Consider the following 21,433-nt stretch of genomic DNA (forward strand, 5'->3'; position numbering starts at 1 on the left):
CATGGAACTTATCGATATCCTCAAGCAGGCGGCGGCCAAGCACGCGTCGGATATTTTTATCATAGCCGGCCTGCCGCTGAGCTACAAGATCAACAACCACATCACCCGCATGGAGACCGAGCGGCTGACCCCTCAGCAGACCCAGGAACTGGTGATGGGCATCTACTACCTGGCTGAGGGGCGCGACCCGGCGGCCCTACAGCAGCGGGGGGACGATGACTTCTCGTTCTCGCTGGTGGGGGTGTCGCGCTTTCGGGTGAGCGTGTACAAGCAGCGCGGATCGCTGGCGGCAGTTATACGGGTAGTGGCGTTCAGCCTGCCCGACCCGGCACAGATCGGCATTCCCGAACAGGTGCTGGCGCTGGGGCAGAAGATGAAGGGGCTGGTGCTCATCACCGGCTCGGCCGGCAGCGGCAAATCCACCACGCTGGCCTGTATCATCGACCGCATCAACCAGACCCGCAACGCCCATGTCATCACCCTGGAGGACCCGCTGGAGTACCTGCACCGGCACAGCAAGAGCATCATCAGCCAGCGGGAGATCTCGACGGATACCAGCAGTTATGTGGTGGCGCTGCGGGCGGCACTGCGCCAGGCGCCCGATGTGATCCTGCTGGGGGAGATGCGCGACTACGAGACCATCAATGTAGCCATGACCGCCGCCGAGACCGGCCATCTGGTGCTCTCGACGCTGCACACCGTGGGCGCGGCCAACTCGGTAGACCGTATCATCGACGTATTTCCGGTGCAACAGCAGGCCCAGGTGCGCGTACAGCTGTCGATGGTGCTGGAGGCGGTGGTATCGCAACAGCTGGTGCCCACGGTGGACGAGCGGGTACAGCCCGCCTTTGAGATCATGATGTGCAACAGCGCCATCCGCAACATGATACGGGAGTCGAAGATCCACCAGATCGACTCGGTGATCGCGGCCGGGGGCGGGTCGGGGATGCGCAGCATGAACGGCAGCCTGCTGGAGCTGCAAAAGCAGGGCATTATCGACGCCCGCACCGCAGTGGAGTACAGTTTGACCCCCGACCTGATGGCCAAGCGGTTGGGCCTGTAATTGTTACCAAATTGTAAAAACGCAATAAAAAGCGCCTATTGCCACGGCAATAGGCGCTTTTTTGGTGTGTGACGTATGGGACGGCAGCTTATCTTTTTTACTCTGAAACAATGCGCTTGGCCATCCAGATATCGGGCCGGCCGGGACCATTTGCGTCGGGAAACACGCCGACGATGGAAAAGCCCTGTTTTTGGTAAAAGGGATAGGGGTGATCGCCGGTGAGGTGGATGTTCTCTATCTGTGACCAGGTATCGCGGTACAGGTCGGCCCCCGCGAGACTGGTGCCGCCAAACTCGTCGTCGCAGCCCAGGTACAGACAGCAACAGCCCCGGGCAGCCACCCGCTGTTGCAGCGCCGCCACCAGGCGGGTGCCGATGCCCCGGCGCTGCCAGGCGGGGGCGACCAGCAGCGGGTGCAGCTCCCAGCCGGTTTGGCCGTACTGGGGCATAGCCCCCACAAAGCCCACCAGCTCGCCGCCAGCCAGCGCCCCCAGTGCCACCCGGCCGGGCGAGAGCAGCGCGTCAGCCTCCTCTTCTCCACAATTTTTATACGCCTGTGGAAAAGTCTGTTCCAGCAGGGCGGCCAGCGGAGATAAAAAGTGATCTTTTTTCCGGGAAATATCGCCTATCTCGACCGGCTGCCCGGCACACGGGACCGGCAGTGGCCGGGCGGGCATCGGATCGACCGGCTCGCGGTCGCCGTTTTGGGCCACCATGCGGCGGATGTCGCTGCCGCTGTAGCCCAACAGCCGCCCCAGCTGATAGGCCAGCGAAAAGCGGGGGCGGCCAGCGTACCGGCCCGCCTGTTGCAGGGCGGCCTTATGGCGGTGGATGGACAGGTAGGCATCGATCGCGGCCCGGTCGCGGTAAAAGACCAGGTTGTAGGTGCCGCGGTTGAGGGACGCGGGAAACAAGTCGGTGACCAGGCCGCCGTTTTCACAGTAATAGCGCACCCCATAGCGGTCGGCCAATCCTTCGGCGTACGGGAGATAGCGGTCGCGGGTGGCCTGACTGGGTTGGGGATGGGTGAGCGCGACCGGCTTGACCCCGGCGGCGACCATCTCGGCAAAGCTGTCCATTACCCCACACTGATGGGAATAGGCGTCGATGGGTGGCATTTTGGGCTCCTTTCTGGCTAAAAAACAGCAGTAAACGCACTGTTTGCGCACGATATTGCCATTTTGAGGTCATATTACGGCCGTTTTGCTGGTATCGATCCATGCTGTACCGGGACTACTTATCAGGACCGACTATTTGAGGCAGGGCACACCGCCATTATAGCACAAGACGCGGCGGTTCGGCAGTCCGGCTAATCAGGTTGGTCAAGACCGTTTATCAGTCCTGGGGGCGACCAGTATAAAAAAACAGGCAGTGTGATCTTCTTACAGAAAAAGAGGTATCGGAAGACAGATCCGATACCTCTTTTTTACCGGGTATTTTTAGTGGGATGGAGGCGGCGGTGCGCGGAGAGCGCTCAGCCGATCACCTCGACGCCGAAGGTGACCGCCTCGCCGTTTACCTTCCAGTCCATGACAAAGCCGGCGGTCTGGCCGGACACCACCTTGTCGGCCAGCACGTCGTGGCAGATGGTGTCGCGGTTGCGGTCGATGATGGCGGCGATCTTGTCGTTGCCGGCGTGGTACAGGCAGATGTGGTCGAGCACGTTGAAGTCGGCCTCTTTGCGCATCGACTGCACCTTGCTGATGATCTCGCGCACAAAGCCCTCCTCGATGAGCGCCTCGGTCAGCTGGGTATCCAGTGCCACGGTAATACCGCGATCGGACACCGTCTCGTACCCGGCAGCCTGGGCGGTCTCGATGAGCAGTTCCTCCTCGGTGAGGCTGATGTCGCCGTCGGACAGCGCCAGAGCGATGGAGCCGGTGGCGTCGAGCTGGGCCTTGGCGGCGCTTCCGTCGAGCTCGGCGAGCTTTTGGCGGATCTCACCGATCTTTTTGCCGTATTTCTGACCCAGTATTTTGAGCTGGGGCTTAAAGCTGTAGGAGGTGAACCGGCCGGCATCCTCCACCATGTGCACCGCCTTGATGTTGAGCTCATCGGCGATGATGTTTTTAAACATCTCGTCCAGCACGCAGTCGGCTTTGACGTAGAGGTTGGCCACCGGCTGCCGGTTTTTGATGTTGGCGCCGTTGCGGGCGGCACGGCCCAGCACCACGATCTGCAGCACCTGGTCCATAGCCTGCTCGAGCTCTCTGTCGATATAGCTCTGGTCGGCCACCGGATAGTCGCACAGGTGGATGCTCTCGGGGGCGGTGGCATCGATGCTGCGCACCAGGTTCTGGTAGATGTCCTCGGTCATGAAGGGAACCATGGGGGCGGCCAGCTTGGCCACGGTGACCAGAGCGGTGTACAGCGTCATATAGGCGTTTTGCTTGTCCTGACTCTGGCTCTGGGCCCAGAAGCGCTCGCGGCTGCGGCGCACGTACCAGTTGCTCATCTCGTCGACAAAGTCCTGCAGCGCGCGGGCGGCTTCGGGGATGCGGTAGTTTTCCAGATCGCCGTCCACCTCTAAGATAAGGCTATTGAGTTTAGAGAGCAGCCACCGATCCATTACAGATAGTTTATTTTTATCCAAAGAATACTGTGTGGCATCAAATTTATCGATGTTGGCGTACAGCACGAAAAAGGCATAGGTGTTTTGCAGGGTGGACATGAACTTGCGCTGACCCTCGCGCACCACTTTATCAGAAAAGCGCTTGGGCAGCCAGGGAGCGGCGCCGGCGTAGAAGTTCCAGCGGATGGCGTCGGCGCCCAGCGTCTGCAGCGCCTCCATGGGGTCGACGGCGTTGCCTTTGGACTTGGACATCTTCTGACCGTCCTCGTCGGTGACCAGGCCCATGACTAGCACGTTGCGGTAAGGGGCCTTATTAAACAGCAGGGTGGAGATGGCCAGCAGCGAGTAGAACCAGCCGCGGGTCTGGTCGACCGCCTCGGAGATAAAGTCGGCCGGGAACTGCTGCTCGAACAGCTCTTTGTTCTCGAACGGGTAGTGGTGTTGCGCAAACGGCATGGAGCCGGAATCGAACCAGCAGTCGATGACCTCCGGCACCCGCTTCATGGGTTTGCCGCAGTGGGGGCAGGTGATGGTGACGGCGTCGATATACGGGCGGTGCAGCTCGATATCGTCGGGGCAGTCGGGCGAGAGCTCTTTGAGCTCTGCTATACTGCCGACGGCGTGCCGGTGGCCGCACGCACACTCCCAGATGTTGAGCGGGGTGCCCCAGTAGCGGTTGCGGCTGATGCTCCAGTCCTGCACGTTCTCCAGCCAGTCGCCGAAGCGGCCCTTGCCGATGCTGTCGGGGTACCAGTTGACGGTGTCGTTGTTGCGGATGAGATCCTCGCGCACATCGGTCATCTTGATAAACCACGACTCGCGGGCGTAGTAGATGAGCGGGGTGCCGCAGCGCCAGCAGTGGGGGTAGGAGTGCTCGAACTTGGGGGCGGCGAACAGGAGCCCGCGCTTGTCGAGGTCGACGAGCACCTCTTTGTCGGCGTCTTTGCAGAACACGCCGGGCCAGTCGGTCTCGGCGGTCATTTGGCCCTTCCCGTCGACCAGCTGCACGAAGGGCAGGTCGTATTTGCGGCCCACGTTGGCGTCGTCCTCGCCGAAGGCGGGGGCGATGTGCACCACGCCGGTGCCGTCGGTGAGGGTGACATAGCTGTCGCAGGTGACGTACCAGCACTTTTTGTCGGGCTCGACAAAGCGGAACAGCGGCTCGTACTCCATGTTTTCCAGGTCGCGGCCGATGTAGGTCTCGAGCACGGTGTAGTCCTCTTTGAGCACCGTGTCGGCCAGCGCGGCGGCCAGGTAGTACACGCTGCCGCCGCAGTCGACTTTGACGTACTGCTCGTCGGGGTTGACACACAGCGCCACGTTGGAGGGCAGCGTCCAGGGGGTGGTGGTCCAGGCCAGGATATAGCTGTCCTCACCTTTGACTTTAAATTTAGCGATGGCCGAGCGCTCTTTTACGTCTTTATAGCCCTGGGCCACCTCGTGGCTGGACAGCGGGGTGCCGCAGCGGGGGCAGTAGGGCACGATCTTAAAGCCCTTATATAAGAGCCCCTTCTCCCAGATCTGCTTGAGGGCCCACCACTCCGACTCGATAAAGTCGTTGTCGTAGGTGACGTAGGGGTGCTCCATATCGGCCCAGAAACCCACCGCGTCGGAGAACTCCTCCCACATGCCTTTATATTTCCAGACGCTCTCTTTGCACTTTTCGATAAAGGGCTGCAGGCCGTACTCCTCGATCTGGTCTTTGCCGTCGAGGCCCAGCAGCTTTTCGACCTCCAGCTCGACCGGCAGGCCATGGGTGTCCCAGCCGGCTTTGCGGGGGACCATGGCTCCTTTCATGGCGTGATAGCGGGGGATCATATCTTTAAAGGCGCGGGTCTCGACATGGCCGATATGGGGCTTGCCGTTGGCGGTGGGGGGGCCGTCGTAAAAGGTGAAGGTCTCCCCTTCTCTTCTGCTGTCGACACTTTTTTTGAAGATGTCGTTTTCACGCCAGAATTTCTCGATCTCCTGTTCGCGGGCCACAAAGTTCAGGTTCGTGGGCACTTTTTTGTACATGCAAATGACCTCCTGTTAAAGATGCTTGCGTTTTACCGGTATGCGCTGCCGGGCCGACAGACCGGTACTGTAAAAGAAAAAGGTCTTCGCCCTGCCAAACAGGACGAAGACCGTGCCTTCGCTATACCACCTATTGCCACATACCAACATATGCGCTTCCGATAACGGTGGAAAACCGGCAGCGACCTACTGGGGCGGCGGCCCTTTCAGCGTGCAACTACAGAGGGATGTTCAGTAAAGACCTACTGGCGCCGGGCTCGCACCCACCCCGGCTCGCTTGGGCTTTTGGTCAGGACCTACTGTCTCTGTCAATGTTTTTTGTCTATTCTTTTAAGAATATACCACGAAAAAAAACAAAATGCAAGATGTTGGGACAAACATCTGCCACCCGCACCGCACCGCGCCGGCAGCCGCCTTTTAAAAGCCCAGCTGGGGCAGGTACTGCTGCAGCTCGGCCAAGTTGGCGGCGCGCTCCATCGCCAGCTGGGGGCTGATGACCTGGTCGCGTACCAGGCGGGCCAGGTCGCCCTCCATGGTGTGCATGCCGGTCTCGGCGCTGGACTGCATGGCCCCGGACAGCTGGTGGGTCTTGCCCTCACGGATCTGGCTGCGCACCGCATCGGTGCCCAGCAGCACCTCGGTGGCGGCGACGCGGCCGCTGCCGTCAGCTCTGGGCAGCAGCTGCTGGGTGATGACCCCCGCCAACACCCCGGCCAGCTGGATGCGTATCTGACCCTGGCTGTGGGAGGGGAACACGTCGATGATGCGGTCGACAGACTGGGCGGCGCCGGGGGTGTGCAGGGTGGAGAGCACCAGATGCCCGGTCTCAGCGGCGGTAACGGCGGCGGAAATGGTCTCGTAGTCGCGCATCTCCCCCACCAGGATCACGTCGGGGTCCTCGCGCAGGGCCGAGCGCAGGGCGCCGGCAAAGCTGCCGACATCCTGCCCCACCTCGCGCTGGTGGATCATGCTCAGGGCGGGGGCGTACACGTACTCGATGGGGTCTTCGATGGTGAGGATATGGCAGCTGCGGCTGCGGTTGATGGCATCGATCATGGCCGCCAGAGTGGTGGACTTGCCGCTGCCGGTGGGGCCGGTGATGAGCACCAGGCCCCGCGGCAGCATGGCCAGCCGGTGCATGACCGGCGGCAGGTGCAGCTCATCGAGGGTGGGGATATCTGCCGCCAGCAGGCGGATGGCGGCACAGAGCTTACCCATGTGGCGGTACACGTTGACCCGCTGCCGGTCGCTGCCGCAGGCAAAAGAGAAATCGAGATCCTCCCCCGTTTCCAGCGCCTGGCGCTGGCGCTCGCCCAGCAGCGAGAGTATGCGCTCCTGCTGCTGGGCCGCGTCGTCGCCCAGCTCGCCGTTTACGAGCTGGCCCAGCCGCCGCAGCACGGTGGGCCGGCCCTGGGTGAGGTGGATATCGGAGCACCCGGTCTGCCGGGCGTAGGCGATCAGTTCTTCCAGTGTCACCGCAGTTTCCCCCTTAATCGGCGTAATAGGTGAGTTTGAGCATCTCTTCCACGGTGGTGACGCCGTCGCGCACCAGCCGCAAAAGCTCTTCTTTTAAAGTGACCATGCCCTGTTTTTGGCGGGCGTAGGCAAAGATCTCGTCCACCGGGGCGCGGGCGGTGATCATGCGGCGGATGGGGCCGTCGATGGCCACCATCTCGTGCACGGCGGTGCGGCCTTTATAGCCGGTGTGGTTGCACAGATGGCAGCCTTTGCCCCGGCGCACGCTGGTGATGCGGTCGTCTTTTAAGGCGGCGCGCTCGGCCTCGTCGGGGGCGTAGGCATAGCCGCAGTGGGGGCAGACCTTTTTGACCAGCCGCTGGGCCACCACCCCCACCACCGAGTTGGCGATGAGGTAGGGCTCGATCTCCATGTCCTCCAGCCGCACGATGGAGGAGATGGCGTCGTTGGTGTGCAGGGTGGAGAGCACCAGGTGGCCGGTGATGGCCGCCCGCACCGAGATGGCGGCAGTCTCGTTGTCGCGGGTCTCGCCCACCATGATGATGTCGGGATCTTGCCGCAGCAGCGAGCTGAGGCCGTTTTCAAAGTGCAGGCCGGCGGTGTTGTTGACCTGCATCTGGTTGACTTTGGGGATGTTGCGCTCCACCGGGTCCTCGATGGTGGAGATGTTGACCGGCTGGCGGGCCAGATGCTCGAGGATCATGTAGAGGGTGGTGGTCTTGCCGCTGCCGGTGGGGCCGGTGAAGTAGATGATGCCGTGGGGATTTTGCAGCATGGCCAGCATTTTCTGGTAATTTTGGTCGCTCATGCCGAACTGGCCGGAACGATCGATGAGGGTGTTGGTGGTGAGGTAGCGCAGCACCGCCTTTTCGCCGTAGGCGGTGGGGATGACCGACACGCGGATGTTCATTTGGCTGCCGTCGAGGGTGACCTTGAAATGGCCGTCCTGCGGCAGGCGCTTTTCGGCGATATCGAGATTGGCCAGGATCTTGATGCGGGCGATGAGTGACGGGTGCAGGCTCTTGGCCACGCTGACATAGTCGACCAGGATGCCGTCGACGCGCATGCGCACCAGCGTTTGGCTCTCGGCGGCCTCGATGTGGATATCGCTGGTACCGGTGCTGTAGCCGCGCAGGAGCAGCGAGTTGAGCAGCTTGACCACCGGCGCGTCCTCGTCGCCGGAATCGTCCTCCTCCACCGCGATCTGCTCCTGCACGGCAAAGGTGTTGGCCGAGCTGGCCGCCAGCTTGGCGTCGATCTCGGCGTAGTAGTACTCGATGGCCGACTGGATGGACCGGGACTCGGCCAGGCAGATAGCCAGCGGCTGGTTGACGATCTGGCGGATGTCCTCGATGGCGTAGAAGTTGAGCGGGTCGCTCACCGCCACTTTGAGGGCGGCGCCCTCGGTATCGATGGCGATGAGGCCGTATTTGGACGCCAGCTGCTTGGGGATCTTCTCGACGGCGGTGAGGTCGACCTGATAGGTGTCGAGCTCGATGAGCGGGTGCTGCAATTTTTGCGACAGGGCGGTGAGCATCTGCCGCTCGGTGACATAGCCCATCTCGATGAGCACGGCACCCAGCAGCTTTTTGCCGCTGTCCTCTTTTTGCTTTTGCAGCGCCTGCTGCAGCTGCTCTTCGGTGATGGCGCCGCTCTGCAGCAGCACCTCGCCGATGCGTATGTTCTTCATCGCTCTGCTTCCTTTCCGGTGGCGGTCATTTGAGGGGGTTCCACAGCTCGGTCAAGTTGTCGTAATAGGCCTTGTCGTCGGGGCGGGGAGTGGCGACGTTGGCATCTTTATAGGTGCCCAGTTTGGTGCCGCCGGTGGTGGGGAACGGCGCATACCAGTAGCTGTCGTAGGGATCGTACACCACCAGCGGGCGCCACATGGAGTGGTTGTTGCTATTTGCCGGACCTTTTTGCACCGCGTAGATGACGATACTCATCTTATCGGGATCGTTGGTGCCGGGGACATTGGCGGCGTGGAACTGCAGTTCCAGCGGGGCGATATCTTTTAAGTCCCCCTTTACATAGGGGTTTAGCTTGTTGGTGTTCTCGACACTGAAGCGCTCGAGGCCCAGGTCGATATCCGGCCAGGTGCCGCCGTAATAGGTACTCCGCACGTAGTCGCGCATCTGGTCGTTGGAAAAGCTGGCCACGTTGGAGACGCCGTATTTATCCATGATCTCCTGCTTTTTCTGCGCTTTGCGGGGATCGTTCCAGGCCATAGCGTTATATTCGGCTTTATCTTTTTGAAAGTCGGAAAAGGCGGTGAGCACATATTCTTTCATTTGGCTGGGGACCGGTGTTTTGACCTTGTCGGAGATGATCTCGGTGTCGTCGAGGATGAGGTAGGGGTCGGTGAGCGGGGTATCGAGCACGCCTTCGGGGGCGGTACCGGCCAAGGTAATATTGATGAGCTCGATGGTGGAGGCGGTGCGGTAGGCCACCTTGCCATCCTGCAGGACCTGTACCTGCAGCTCGACCCGGCCGTCGGCGCGGGCGGTGACCAGCAGCTGCACCTTGCATTTTTTATACCACTCGTCGCCGTAAAAGTCGTAGGCCGGGTCGTCGCCGGTCTTGTATGACAGGTGGCCGGTATCTGCGTCGACGGTGTACTCGCTGGCGTAGGCGTGGGGGATATCGCTGTCTTGGGGCAACACCTGCAGGTGGGTACAGTAGGTGAGCCGCCGGGAGAGGTGGCGGTAGATATCGTCGCCCAGCTGCTTGACCTCGTTTTCGCTGGCGCCGTGGCCGAAGAGGTTAAACACCATGAGGAAGATGGAGATGGTGGCCCCCATGGCGATGGCTAAAATAGCCATGGATACGCTGACCTCGACCAGGGTAAAGCCCCCGCTGTGTTTTTTGCGCACCGGATGTCCCTCCTCTCCCCGGCGCCGGCCAAAGCTTTTAACCGGCGTTTTTCTGATAGCTGTCGCTGTCGTACTTATAAAAGTGTATCTGCCCGTTCTCGGCGTCGGTGACGCCGCGGCAGTTGCCCGACAGCACCAGGGTGCTGCCGTCGGACAGCTTGATGGTCACCTGCCCCCGCTCGTCGCTTTGGACGGTGGCACCGTCGGGGTCTGTGGCCCCCTCCAGCACACCGGCGGCATGCTGGCCCTTATTTTTGACCACCCCGCCGCGTGAGAACAGCTGCCCGGCGGTAAAAAAGCCCAGGTAGAGGATGGAGAGAGCCAGCGAGAGCACCGCCAGGCCCACTATGGTCTCGACCAGCGTCATACCGCGCCGGTCGCGCAGGCGTTTACCCATTTTGAGACACCCCCTTACCGGAATACATGCCAAAGCTCCAGGTGTCGCCGGTGGTGGGCAGGTCTTCGTCGGGCGGCACCACCGGTTGGCCGCCGGCGGTGATATCGCCGGTGAAGTGCAGCCGCACCCAGTCGCCGATATCGAGACTGTCGACGTAGAGACCGCCGTAAAAGTCGGTCCCCTGTTTCATGGTGAAACTGCTGCCGGTACCGCCCGCGATATAGGCGCACAGCGGCTCGGCATCTTCACTTGGTCCACTGCGATTATTGTAGATGAACGCGGCATCCTCCCCCAGTGAGAACACCACCTGGGGGTGCTCGGGGTCGCCGCCGTACAGGTCGTCGAGCTTGAGCTCGGCGCCGTCGAGCAGATAGATGAAGATGCGCTGGGCGTCTTCGGCCACGGTGAGACTGCTGAGATTGAGGTTTGCCCCCTGCGGCAGGTAGTAGTAGGCATCGCGGCCCACGTGGCCGATCTCGGTCGTCTTGTTGGTGAGCTTTTCCACCAGCGAGTCATCGGGTATGGGGAGCACCTGGGGGCGGGCGGGGGCCGGGTGCGCAAACGGCACTGCCGCCACCGCCTGGATGCTGCCCTGGACCCGGGCGGCATCGGCCTGAGAGAGCGGCTGCACGGTGGATACGCTGCCGACGATATCGCCGTTCATGGTCATATCCACGGCGTCAGCTACCACCGTGCCGTACACCACACTGCCGCCACTGAGCACCAGCTTGCCGGTGCAGGTGACGGTGACCGGCTTTTCGGGGGTACCGATCACGACTTTGTCGAGATACAGGTCGCCGTCGATGGACATGTCACCGGAGACGGCGCCCAGGACGCTGTCGTCGCTGGCCAACATGACGGTGCCGACGTTGATGAAGTGCGGCTCGAGCTGCAGGGGCTTGGTGGAGCTAAAGTGCAAGTTGAGATCGGCCCGGCCAAACTGCACTGTACCTTCGCCACCGGCGAACAGGCCGCCTTTTTTGGCGGTGGCCGCAGCAGCGTAAAAGCCGGTAAAGCCGGCGGCTTCGCCCTGACCCTGACTGCCACCGGAGGAGGTGCCGCCGGTGGGGGGCACGTAGTAGAAGGTGAGGTCGTCAAAGGAGACGGTACCGGCCTGCACGGCCCCGTAGGCGGTGGCGCTACCGGTAAAGTCGACGCGGGAGGAGGACGGGCCGTAGACGTAGCCGTAGAACTCGTCCCCCTGTACCACCAGCCGGGCATTTTCGCCCAGGATAAAATAGAGGTTGGGCGCAGGGGCGACGGTGCCGCTGTTGGTGGCGCGGCGCTCCTGCCCGGCGACGGTAAAGGTGGTGCCCGCCGGGATGTAGTAAAAGCAGTTGCCGGCATCTTCGGCGGTGTTGATGGTGACCTGCAGGCCGTCTTTCTGGATCTGGTAGTGGGCGTTTTGGCCCGAGACGCCCAGGGTCTTGTTAAAGAAGGTGCTGTCGTATACGGCGTTGGCGTCGGGCGGGCAGCTGGGCACGGTGGGGGTATCGAGTTCGGGCAGTTTAGAGGGCTGGGCCGCGCCGCCGGCGGCGGGGGTGACGGTGCCGCCGACGGTGACCCCGCCGGCGCACTGGGAGCTGGTGGTGGAGTAGACGCTGCCGGCGATATCGAGATAGCCCGAGAGCTGGATGGGGCCGTTGGACACCACGCTGCCGGCGACGTGCAGGTGCTTACCGTAGGTGCCGCCGCTGACGGTGACGCCCGGCCTGCTGTACAGACTGCCGCCCAGGTCGAGGGCGGTGCCGGACACCTGTACGCCCCAGCCCGACCTGTCCTCGCCGCTGACGTATACATCGGTATCGGCGCCGGTCTTTAGGGCGCTGCCAAATTCGATCGTTTCGCCGACCAGGCCAAAAAAGCCGGTGATGGCACTGTCCTGCTGGCCGCCGGCGGTGCGGTTCAGTTTGAGGTGTACGGTGCGGCGGCGCCGACCCACCGTGGCGGTGGCGGCGATATCGATGGTGTCGATATCGACCCGCTCGACCAGCGCGGTACAGCTGCCCATCTTCTGGGGAAAATCAAAATTTTCCACCTGCAGCTTGCTGCCCACCGGCAGCTTTTGCAGCAGGCCCTGACCGCCGGCAGTGCCCTGACAGATCTCGCCGCCGATGGCGTTGCAGGCTGAGCGGGCGGTAAAATAGGCCTGCCGGTCGGCGTTGTTGTCGGTACTGCGCTGGGCGTAGGCCATAGCGATGCTGAGCACCGCCCCGGCCAGTATGGTGATGAGCAGCAGTGCCACACTCACCCACACCAGCAGGGAGCCGCTGTTACGCCGCGGTGCCTGTTTGGTTTTCGCTGTCGTTTGCCGGCTGTTCATATAGATAAACCTCTAGATCCATGATCACGTCGTAGGCGCCGCTCTCGTAGGTGTAGCCCGAGGGCAGTGTCACATCCATGGCGGCGATGCGCAGATAGGGCATCTCGTGGATCAGGTCGGCCATGGCCGTCACGTCCTCGATGGTGCCCTGCCCGCTGACCTGTACGGCGACGACCTGCACGCCGCCTACCGGGACCTGCGGCTCACCGCCGGGGTCGCTCTCGCTATCGGCGGCGGGCTGCTGGCCGTAGGCGGGCAGCGAGAAGGCGGCGGGGGGCTGCATCTCGAGCTTTTGCGGCCTGACGCCGCTGCTCTGCATGAGGTAGGTGATGAGGGAATCGATATCTTCCTCCTGCGGGCCGGACAAAAATTTCTCGCGGAAAGCGGCGATATCCTGCTCGATGGTCTGCAGCGACTGCTTGTCGCTGTCGATGGCGGAGATGGTCTGCTCGACCTGCTCCTGCCGGGACTGTTTGGCGCTGAGCTGGTCTTTTACCTCCAGCCGGCTGTCCATTGCCGGCAGCACCAGCAGGTACAGGCCCCCGGCCAAGATCGTCACACAGAGCAGGATGTAGAGCAGCAACTTTTCGCGTTTAGACAGATCGGCCATCTCACTGCACCCCCTTCAGCTGGGCGGTCATGCTGAACTCGTAGGTCCAGCTGTTGTCGGCGGCGTAGCCGATGTAGGTGATGTCGGCGAAAAACCCAGTCTCGCGCAGCGCGGCGGCAAAGGCAGCTGCGTCGTTGGCGGAGGCCGAGGTGCCGGTGACCACCACCGCGCCCAGCGATGCGTCGAAGGCGAGGACCTTGACCGATATACTGTCGCCCAGGCAGTCTTTTACCTTTTGCAGGGCGGTGCTGGTGTAGTCGGGGTAGGAGGCGATGTTCTGCGCCGCCTGCTGCAGCGCCTCTTTGTCGGCCAGCGCGCTGCTGATCTTCTCTTGTAAAGAGTTGGCCTGGGCCAGTTTGAGGGTGACGGCGCTGCTCTGCAGGTAGCCCGTCACCTCGTCGAGCTGGGACTTTAAGCGCAGCCTGTCGAGGGTGAGGCCGCCCCAGGCGGCGACCAGCAACACCGCCGCCAACACCGGCAGCAGGATCTTACCCAGCTTGCGGCTGCTCTTTTTGGCCCGCGGGCCGCCCTGACGGTAGACGGCGTAAAAATCGATCCTCTTTTGCATATGTCTCATATTTTGGCGCCTCACTTCTCGCCCAGGCCGCTGGTGGCAAACAGATAATCGCTCACCGCATAGGGCTTTCTGGGGTCGGTCTTTTGGACGGAAAAGGCCTGGGTGGTGGGCAGCGGTTCGGCCCGCAGGCTCAGGGCGGCGTTTATCTCGCCGCAGACGGTCTGCTCTTCGGGGCGCAGGCCGCTGAAGTACACGGTATCGGGGGAAAAGCCGGTTTTTTGAGCCGAGGCGAACTGCACCATGGAGGAGACGCTCTGGGCCATCTCGGCCCGGCAGGCGGCGGTGCCCCGGGCGCCCAGCAGGCGCTGGCGATTGCTCATGCGGTAGCTGCCGGCTAAAAACAGGGCGGTGATGAGGACGTTGCCGTCGACCATGCACAGGATATAGTGTTTTTGGTGCAGCTGCGGCAGGATATCGAGCAGTTGGATGACCCCGTCCAGGGCGATGCCGATGGCCGACAGTGCCAGCCCGGCGGCGCCGAACAGCGATACGTAGCTGCCGACGAGCTGGCGCTCGACGGCGCTGCACAGCACCTGCTGGCGGCAGTCGGCGGTATCGGGCAGCTGGGCGTAGTCGTAGAGCAGGTCCTCGCGGCCGGTGGCCGAGTCGGCGAAGGTGTTGCGGGTGAGCGCGAGCAGCTGGGCGCGGCCCAGCTTGGGCACCGTCTCGACCCGGGTGAGGATGGAGCTGGAGTCGATGACCAGGCGCAGATCTTTGCCGCCGAGCCGGCCCTGCTTGGTGAGGTCCGCGAGGGCCGACAGCAGCGGCCGCTCGTCGGTGATGACGCCGTTGATCATGGCCCCCTCGGGCAGCGGGGCGGTGGCGTAACCGGTGATCTCGACGCCCCTTTTGCCGATAGAGCCGCTTACGGCGGTGACGTCCTGACTGGACAGATAGATGCTGGTGGACATGGTTTCCCCCTTATTAACCGATGGTGCCGTACAGCTGATAGATGGGCATCATCACCGAGATCATGATAAAGCCGATGACCAGTACCATGAAGATGATGAGCACCGGCTCGATGAAGGTGGTGAGGCGCTGGGTGGCCATCTCGGCCTCGTAATCGAACGAATCGGCCACCGAGCCGAGCATGTCGTCGAGACGGCCGGTCTCCTCGCCGATGAGAATGGTGGAGGAGAGCTTGCTGTCGAACCCGTCGACCACCTGGATGGCCCGCGACAGCGGCGTGCCGCTGCGCACCAGCTCGACGACCTGGTCGAACTGGGCGTCGATATAGCGGTTGCCCACAGTGGTGCGGGATATCTGCAGGGCGCTGATCATAGAGAGACCGCTGGTGTAGAGCGAGCACAGCGTGCGCGAAAAGCGGGCGGTGTAGATGATGCGCAGCAGTTTGCCCACCACCGGCAGCCTGAGCTTTTGCCGATCCAGCCAGGTGTGGATCTGCGGCGAGGTGAGCAGGATGGCGAAGGCGCCGACGAGCACCAGCACCGTGATGAGTACGGCGGCCCAGTGGTTTTGCAGCCCGTTGCTGATGGCCAGCACCACCCGGGTGGGGCCGGGCAGGGTATCCATATCCTCGAACAGGGTGAAAAACTGGGGCAGCACAAACAGGAAGATGGCCAGCATGACCAGCACGGTGACACACAGCAGGATGATGGGGTAAATGGTGGCGCCGCGTATCTTGGTGTGCAGCTTGTGCTCCTTTTCAAAATGGGCGGCCATTTTGGTGGCCACCGTGTCGAGCTGGCCGCTGGACTCGCCGGCGTAGAACATGCTGATCATCAGCGGCGGAAAGGCGCCCCGCTGCTGGCGCATGGCCTCGGACATGGGGATGCCCTGCTGCAGCGAGCGGTACAGCTGGCTGTACACCTGCCGCACCCGCGGCTTTACATCGCGGTGCAAAATGATATCGACGGCCCGCACCAGCGAGATGCCCGAGGAGAGCATGGTGCCCAGCTGGCGGCAGAAATCGGCCAGCTCGGGCGCCCGCAGCCGCACCCGGCTGTCGTCGCCGGTGAGCTCTTTGCTGCGCACCAAAAACAGCTGTTTTTGGTGCAGCGCGGTGGAGAGCTGCCGGGGGTCGTCGGCCTCCAGCTGGCCGGAGACCTGCCGGCCCTCTACAGTTTTGGCCGTGTATCGGTAAAGAGGCATACACTGCGCTCCTCTCTGGATATTTGGGTGGAGGTCACCAGCCCGTTACGAGGCCGATGTACCAGTTGATCAGGTCCTGGCCGTACAGCAGGGCCAAAAATGCACCGCCGCACAAAAACGGGCCAAAGGCGAAGTGTCGGCTTTTGTTGCGGCGATCTTTGATGAGCAGATAGCTGCCGTAGGCGCCGCCGGAGAGCAGCGCCAAAAAGAGCCCCAGCAGGGTGCGCTGCCACCCCAGCAAAAAGCCGCACACCGCCACCAGCTTGATATCGCCCCCGCCAAAGCTGCCGGGGATGGCCAGCGTGATGAGCAGCATGGGCACGCTGACGCAGAAGAGGCCGATGAGCCGGGACGGCAGGCCCGGCGACTGGGGCAGCAGCAGACTGCCGAGCACCGGCACCGCCAGCGCGGCGATAAGGCCGCCGGGGATGAGCATGGAGGCGAGATCGGTGAGGGCTATGGCCAGCAGCGCAAAGCAGATGGCCAGATAGACCCAGAAGGTGCTGTTAAACGTGCAGTTTTGCGACAGCAGCACCCACACCGCCAGCAGGCCGCCGGCGAGCTCGGTAAAAAACAGCCGCCAGGGGATCGGGGCGCCGCAGTGGCGACAGCGCCGGCGCTGCCACAGAAAGCTGACGAGGGGAATGAGCTCGCGCGGGGAGAGCTCCCGGTGGCAGTGGGGGCAAAAAGAGCGCCCCCTGACGATGGACTGGCCGCGGGGCACCCGGTCGGCCACCACCCCTAAAAAGCTGCCGACACAGGCGCCGAACAGAAAGACGATGCCCAAAAGCAACGCATAGGCCACCCAGAGCAGCATGTGCAGACCTCCCCCGAAAAGCAAACGCGCCCCCGCCTGATGTGCGGGCGGGGGCGCTGTTGCACGCGTTATGGAGCTGCCGGGGCAGCCCCATGGTAAAATCGCCCCGCCCGTTACGGGACAGGGCGATTTTGTTTAACTATTTTTTTGTAACTGTGTATTTACCATTATTATAGGCCGCTATATATCCACCGGAAGTCTCGATTTTGAAATAAGTTACCTTACCGCTAGAAACTTTCGGAGGATCGGTAAATGTTACCGCCTGACCACTTAATTTCTCGACTTCTTTAGCAACCGTATTGGAGGTATCGGTCGTCTTATCGACTTGAATGGATTCAGCCGTCGGATTTTCAACAAACTGATCAGAAGCCAATGTCTGTACAGCCACAAAAACAGTGCGGGCCTCGGATGTGGCAGCTTTCTCTTGCGCCTTGGATATGTAGCCGGTGAGCGCGGGGATGGCGATGGCGGCCAGGATGGCCAAGATCACCAGTACTACGATGACCTCTACCAGGGTAAAGCCCTTTTTGTCTTTGAGTTTTTGCATGGTCTTTTTCATATTGTCGACACCTTCTCTAAAATAATTGTGCGCGGTCTCTCCCCCACATCGCGCCCATCTGTGTACAAGACCGCATGTGCACAGATTTCGTTTGTTAAAGTATACCGCGGAGGTCATAAAAAGTCAATTTAACTAGTGAAAAACTGTCAAACTTCTAACCGGCATGGGGCAGTTGCCGCTCTGTTTATGCCTTTTAGACAGCCGGGCCACAGGTCTGGGAGACCGGCCGGGACGCCGTCGGGCGAAAAATGGCAAAAATGCGCAGTGTGATGGGCTTTTTTGCGTGTTGGAGACCGGGCGGTGGTGTGTGTGCGCCACCGACAGTGTGACCGGGAGTGCCGTCCTATATGGCAGCGGGCGCAATTAGGGGGCAAAACAGGACAGCGCGCTGCTATTGTGGGGCGAGCCGCATAGAATAGCCTATTGGGGCATATGGATGGGCAGGCGGCGGGGCGGAGCCGACTGCCCATCCGGCTCAACACCGGCGATCCCATTCCAGTAAAATCTCTCGCGGTTGCGGTCTTTCTTTATATATTCTTTATACTATTTAATAGGGGGACATCGCTCTCGACTGGTGCCGGGATAGCGTGCGGCACCGCCAAAACCTCTTTATACAAATTTAATACTGTGTTTTTTTACTGGGGGCCGAGCGGGCAGATATCTGCCCAAAAGTGAGCGCTTTAAAAAAGCTGCCGGGCAGCCGACAGCAGCGCCGGGCCCACACAGGCCGAGTGCGCTGACGGGGTGCCGACGGGTACAAAAGCACCGGGCACCGGGCACAGCGGCGGAAGAGTACCGGCGCACGCCGGGGGCGACGGGTGGCCGGCACCGCCCAATGTAAAACCGGCTGCGCGCGGTGTAAGCCGCCAACGGCCGCTGCCGAAAAACGGCTTAACAGGTGTATTTGCCGGCATTTTTATACCCGCCTGACCGCTGACCTGCCACGGTGGGGGTGCGGGGGCAAGCGGGGTGATGCAGGGGTAAATGGGGCCAAAACAAAAGCCGCCGCAGACGACGAAACTGTCTGCGGCGGCTTGGCGCGCCTGAGAGGATTCGAACCTCCGGCCTACCGCTTAGGAGGCGGTCGCTCTATCCGACTGAGCTACAGGCGCAATTCTTCGGCCCTTATAAAAGCCAGCACTTAGTATACTAAAAACGCACTAAAAAAGCAAGATACGGTCTAAAATAACTGGCATAGGCCATATTGAAAAACAAAGGGGCCTTTGCTATACTTGTGGTGCGTTGGATACGGCTGCAGGTTTATGCCTGCAAATTTTTTGTAAAAGAGGCTTTTTTATATGTCTACTTTACGCCCCGGTACACCGGCCAAGCCCAGAGATAAAAAGGCGGCCATGTCACCGACTCAGCTCATCGTCATCAGCTTTGCGCTGGTCATATTGACGGGTACTCTGCTGTTGAGCCTGCCCATCTCCTCCCGCGACGGCAGTTTTACGCCGCTGCTGGACTCGATGTTCACCGCCACTTCGGCCACCTGTGTGACCGGGCTGATCGTGTTTGACACCTATTTGCACTTTTCACTTTTTGGGCAGCTGGTGATCTTGACCCTCATCCAAATCGGCGGGTTGGGGCTCATTACGCTGGTGACCTTTTTTACGGTGGCCATGGGGCGCAAGCTGGGCTTTAAGAGCATGTCGCTGGCCCAGGAATCCATCAACGCCCAGTCGATGGTGAACCTGTCGCAGCTGCTGCGGATGGTGGTGGTGGTGTCGCTGTGCATCGAGGGCATCGGCGCGATCATCATGTGCTTTTCATTCGTGCCCCGGTTCGGCTTGGCGCAGGGGATATACACCTCCATTTTTTTGGCGGTATCGGCTTTTTGCAACGCCGGATTTGACATTTTGGGCCACGAGGGAGCCTACTCCAGTTTGATCCACTACACCGACGACCCCATCGTTATCGGGACCATCTCGCTGCTGATCATCATTGGCGGGCTGGGCTTTGTGGTGTGGCGGGACCTGTGGGACTGGCGCAAGACCAAAAAGCTGCAGCTGCACACCAAGATCGTGCTGATGCTGACCGGCGGGCTCATCGTGGGGGGGACCATCTTCTTTTGCGCCTTTGAGTGGAATAATCCCCAGACCATGGGCGGGCTGTCTACCCTGGAAAAGCTGGGGGCCGGGTACTTCCAGTCGGTCTCGACCCGTACGGCAGGCTTTAACTCGATCAATTTGGCGGACATGAGCGGCTTTACCAAGCTGTTTGCCTCGATCTGGCAGTTTATCGGCGCGGCGCCCGGCTCGACCGGCGGCGGCATTAAGGTGACCACCTTTGCCGTGCTAGTGATGACGGTGGTGAGCATGTCGCGTGGGCGGGGCGAGACGGTGATGCTGCGCCACCGCATAGACCCCAAGACCGTATACAAGGCCATCTCGATCACCTGTATGGCCATTATGATCGTGCTGGGCGTATCGATCGTGATGTACCTGTCGATGCGGCCCGGCCCGGCCAAGACCCCCATCAATGCCATTTTTGAGGCCTGCAGCGCCTTTGGCACCGTTGGGCTATCGGTGGGCGTGACCGAACAGGGCACCGCGCTGACCCACATCGTGACCAGCCTGACCATGTTTATAGGCCGAGTGGGGCCCGCATCGCTGGCAATATCGCTGGCGATGCCCAAAAAACAGGCCAAGAACCGCGTGATGCCCGAGGGCAAGCTGCTGGTGGGCTGACGGCCGCCGGCTGGTGACCGGGCGAGAGGAGCTATCTGTTATGCCTTTTACCGCTGTACACATGCGCAACTTCCCCGATTTTGACATGCTGCCGGCCATTGTGCCGACCTCGTTTCCCTTTGAGAGCGGCTCGTTTAAACCCTTTTTACACGCCCGCATCGCGGCGGTGGAGGGGACCGGCATACTGGTGAACTTTGCCGTGTATGAGAACGCCGCTACACTGCCTATTGCCCAAAACACCGCCGACCAGCTGCAAAACTGCTGTGCCTCGATCTCGCTGTGTCCCTTCCCCGAGGTAAGCGCGCGCTATATCAACGTGACCGGCGACATTTTTGGCGGCTTTACCGGCAAACTGTGCACAGATCAGGAGCAGATAGACGACCTGACCGGCGAGATCACCGCCGATTTTACCCCCCTGACCCAGGGGGGCAGCAACGAGATCGGCTACTACTGGGGACTGACTTTTTTGCTGTCGGACCGGCTGCTGGACCGGCTGTACGGCACCCACACACTGACGCCGGCCAGTGTGATGCGCGGAAATATCTATATTCTGTGCCACAACCCGGCCATGGAGCATTTCGGCTCGGTCAGCCCCATCACCGACCTGCAAAACCGCACCCCTTACCGCTGTGACGGCTTTGCCGATATTCCTTTTATTTCCCTTTAAAACAGGCCCGGGCCGTGCTATACTGAGGGTGGGGCCAGACCCCGTATTTTGGGCTTTGCGCCCGGGGCGAAAAGGACGTGATCGCTGTGAAACTATTGAGTAAGCTACTGGTACTGGTGACGCTGGCGGCAGTGGTGCTGGCCTTCCTCACCGAGCGGGAAAACGACCGCTACCGCGATTTTTTTAAACACTATATTCCCCTTGACCTGGAGGACTAAATGGCGGCGGGCCCCCAAATACCTGGGGGCCCGCTTTTTTTACCGGTGTCGTCTCCGCCCGGCGGCGGGCGGACAGGCCAGGTGGGGGAGAGGCAAACGGCGCCAAATCTTACGTTTTGCTTTCGAGAAAGCTACAGTGTGGTGAACTCTATTGCCGGGCGCTGTGGGAGTGGGTATGATAGAGACAGAGAGAAAGATCGCTGCTCTCTACACCTTCTCACAGAAAGGACGTGCCGGTCATGTTCTCGGCTCTGATGGCCCTACCTGGCCACGGGGGAGGCATTCTGGAATTTTTTAAGAGCATCCCCCTGCTGCCCATTTTGGGCGCGGCGCTGGCCGCGGTGCTGGTGCTGCTGCTCGTCTCTACCATCGCCTACCGCCGACGCGGCAAATAGCTCTGCCAAATAGAAGGCCCCGACCACCGCTCAAAACGCGGCTGTCGGGGCCTTTTTTTGCATGCAGGC

General features: G+C 61.3%; 18 protein-coding genes and 1 tRNA gene. 5 read left to right on the forward strand and 14 right to left on the reverse strand.

The window, feature by feature from the left end; genetic code table 11:
• Position 1: 1 nt before the first annotated feature.
• Positions 2–1,063, forward strand: coding sequence for a type IV pilus twitching motility protein PilT (locus H8K20_RS12225; protein WP_186488611.1), 1,062 nt, complete (start codon positions 2–4; stop codon positions 1,061–1,063).
• 97 nt (positions 1,064–1,160) lie between these two features.
• On the opposite strand, the gene H8K20_RS14330 is transcribed toward H8K20_RS12225, so the two are convergent.
• The 14 genes from H8K20_RS14330 to H8K20_RS12295 form a co-directional block, all read right to left on the reverse strand.
• Positions 1,161–1,691, reverse strand: a complete 531-nt coding sequence (locus tag H8K20_RS14330) for a GNAT family N-acetyltransferase (RefSeq protein WP_407938514.1) — start codon at positions 1,689–1,691, stop codon at positions 1,161–1,163.
• An 845-nt stretch (positions 1,692–2,536) separates the two neighbouring features.
• Positions 2,537–5,650, reverse strand: coding sequence for an isoleucine--tRNA ligase (ileS, locus tag H8K20_RS12235; RefSeq protein ID WP_186488612.1), 3,114 nt, complete (start codon positions 5,648–5,650; stop codon positions 2,537–2,539).
• A 417-nt stretch (positions 5,651–6,067) separates the two neighbouring features.
• On the reverse strand, positions 6,068–7,126 hold the full coding sequence (locus tag H8K20_RS12240) for a PilT/PilU family type 4a pilus ATPase (protein ID WP_186488613.1): 1,059 nt from the start codon (positions 7,124–7,126) through the stop codon (positions 6,068–6,070).
• Positions 7,127–7,139: 13 nt separating this feature from the next.
• Complete coding sequence (locus H8K20_RS12245) at positions 7,140–8,816, reverse strand: GspE/PulE family protein (protein ID WP_154866323.1); 1,677 nt, start codon at positions 8,814–8,816, stop codon at positions 7,140–7,142.
• 25 nt (positions 8,817–8,841) lie between these two features.
• Positions 8,842–9,999 carry a prepilin-type N-terminal cleavage/methylation domain-containing protein gene (locus H8K20_RS14270; RefSeq protein ID WP_186488614.1) on the reverse strand — a complete coding sequence of 386 codons (1,158 nt, stop codon included), beginning with the start codon at positions 9,997–9,999 and terminating at the stop codon, positions 8,842–8,844.
• Between the two features lie 37 nt (positions 10,000–10,036).
• The gene (locus tag H8K20_RS12255; RefSeq protein ID WP_105204608.1) at positions 10,037–10,396 is read right to left on the reverse strand and encodes a prepilin-type N-terminal cleavage/methylation domain-containing protein; all 360 of its coding nucleotides are present in this window, start codon (positions 10,394–10,396) and stop codon (positions 10,037–10,039) included.
• A complete protein-coding gene (locus H8K20_RS12260) occupies positions 10,389–12,719 on the reverse strand; it encodes a polymer-forming cytoskeletal protein (RefSeq protein ID WP_186488615.1) in 2,331 nt (776 codons plus the stop codon). Before H8K20_RS12260 ends, H8K20_RS12255 begins: the two co-directional genes overlap by 8 nt.
• A complete protein-coding gene (locus H8K20_RS12265) occupies positions 12,670–13,329 on the reverse strand; it encodes a hypothetical protein (protein WP_186488616.1) in 660 nt (219 codons plus the stop codon). Before H8K20_RS12265 ends, H8K20_RS12260 begins: the two co-directional genes overlap by 50 nt.
• Position 13,330: 1 nt before the next feature.
• Complete coding sequence (locus tag H8K20_RS12270) at positions 13,331–13,906, reverse strand: hypothetical protein (protein ID WP_186488617.1); 576 nt, start codon at positions 13,904–13,906, stop codon at positions 13,331–13,333.
• A gap of 11 nt (positions 13,907–13,917) precedes the next feature.
• Positions 13,918–14,817 (reverse strand): type IV pilus biogenesis protein PilM, encoded by a 900-nt coding sequence (gene pilM / locus H8K20_RS12275; RefSeq protein ID WP_186488618.1) that lies wholly within the window; start codon positions 14,815–14,817, stop codon positions 13,918–13,920.
• 13 nt (positions 14,818–14,830) lie between these two features.
• Entirely contained in the window at positions 14,831–16,018 is a 1,188-nt protein-coding gene (locus H8K20_RS12280; RefSeq protein WP_186488619.1) for a type II secretion system F family protein, read from the reverse strand.
• A 34-nt stretch (positions 16,019–16,052) separates the two neighbouring features.
• Positions 16,053–16,835, reverse strand: coding sequence for a prepilin peptidase (locus H8K20_RS12285; RefSeq protein ID WP_186488620.1), 783 nt, complete (start codon positions 16,833–16,835; stop codon positions 16,053–16,055).
• Between the two features lie 139 nt (positions 16,836–16,974).
• Positions 16,975–17,394 (reverse strand): prepilin-type N-terminal cleavage/methylation domain-containing protein, encoded by a 420-nt coding sequence (locus tag H8K20_RS12290; protein ID WP_186488621.1) that lies wholly within the window; start codon positions 17,392–17,394, stop codon positions 16,975–16,977.
• Positions 17,395–18,429: 1,035 nt separating this feature from the next.
• Positions 18,430–18,506: transfer RNA gene (locus H8K20_RS12295), tRNA-Arg, on the reverse strand.
• A gap of 186 nt (positions 18,507–18,692) precedes the next feature.
• Between H8K20_RS12295 and H8K20_RS12300 the strand changes: the two genes are divergently transcribed.
• The 4 genes from H8K20_RS12300 to H8K20_RS12310 all read left to right on the forward strand — a co-directional run bounded on the left by H8K20_RS12300 (position 18,693) and on the right by H8K20_RS12310 (position 21,364).
• On the forward strand, positions 18,693–20,084 hold the full coding sequence (locus H8K20_RS12300; RefSeq protein WP_243206526.1) for a TrkH family potassium uptake protein: 1,392 nt from the start codon (positions 18,693–18,695) through the stop codon (positions 20,082–20,084).
• Positions 20,085–20,124: 40 nt separating this feature from the next.
• Entirely contained in the window at positions 20,125–20,751 is a 627-nt protein-coding gene (locus H8K20_RS12305; protein WP_186488622.1) for a hypothetical protein, read from the forward strand.
• An 86-nt stretch (positions 20,752–20,837) separates the two neighbouring features.
• Positions 20,838–20,969, forward strand: a complete 132-nt coding sequence (locus tag H8K20_RS14095; protein ID WP_279287518.1) for a hypothetical protein — start codon at positions 20,838–20,840, stop codon at positions 20,967–20,969.
• A gap of 239 nt (positions 20,970–21,208) precedes the next feature.
• Entirely contained in the window at positions 21,209–21,364 is a 156-nt protein-coding gene (locus H8K20_RS12310) for a hypothetical protein (RefSeq protein WP_164998172.1), read from the forward strand.
• Positions 21,365–21,433: the final 69 nt, after the last annotated feature.

The sequence above is a fragment of the Neobittarella massiliensis (ex Bilen et al. 2018) genome (assembly GCF_014269355.1).
In the GTDB taxonomy this organism is placed as follows: domain Bacteria; phylum Bacillota; class Clostridia; order Oscillospirales; family Ruminococcaceae; genus Neobittarella; species Neobittarella massiliensis.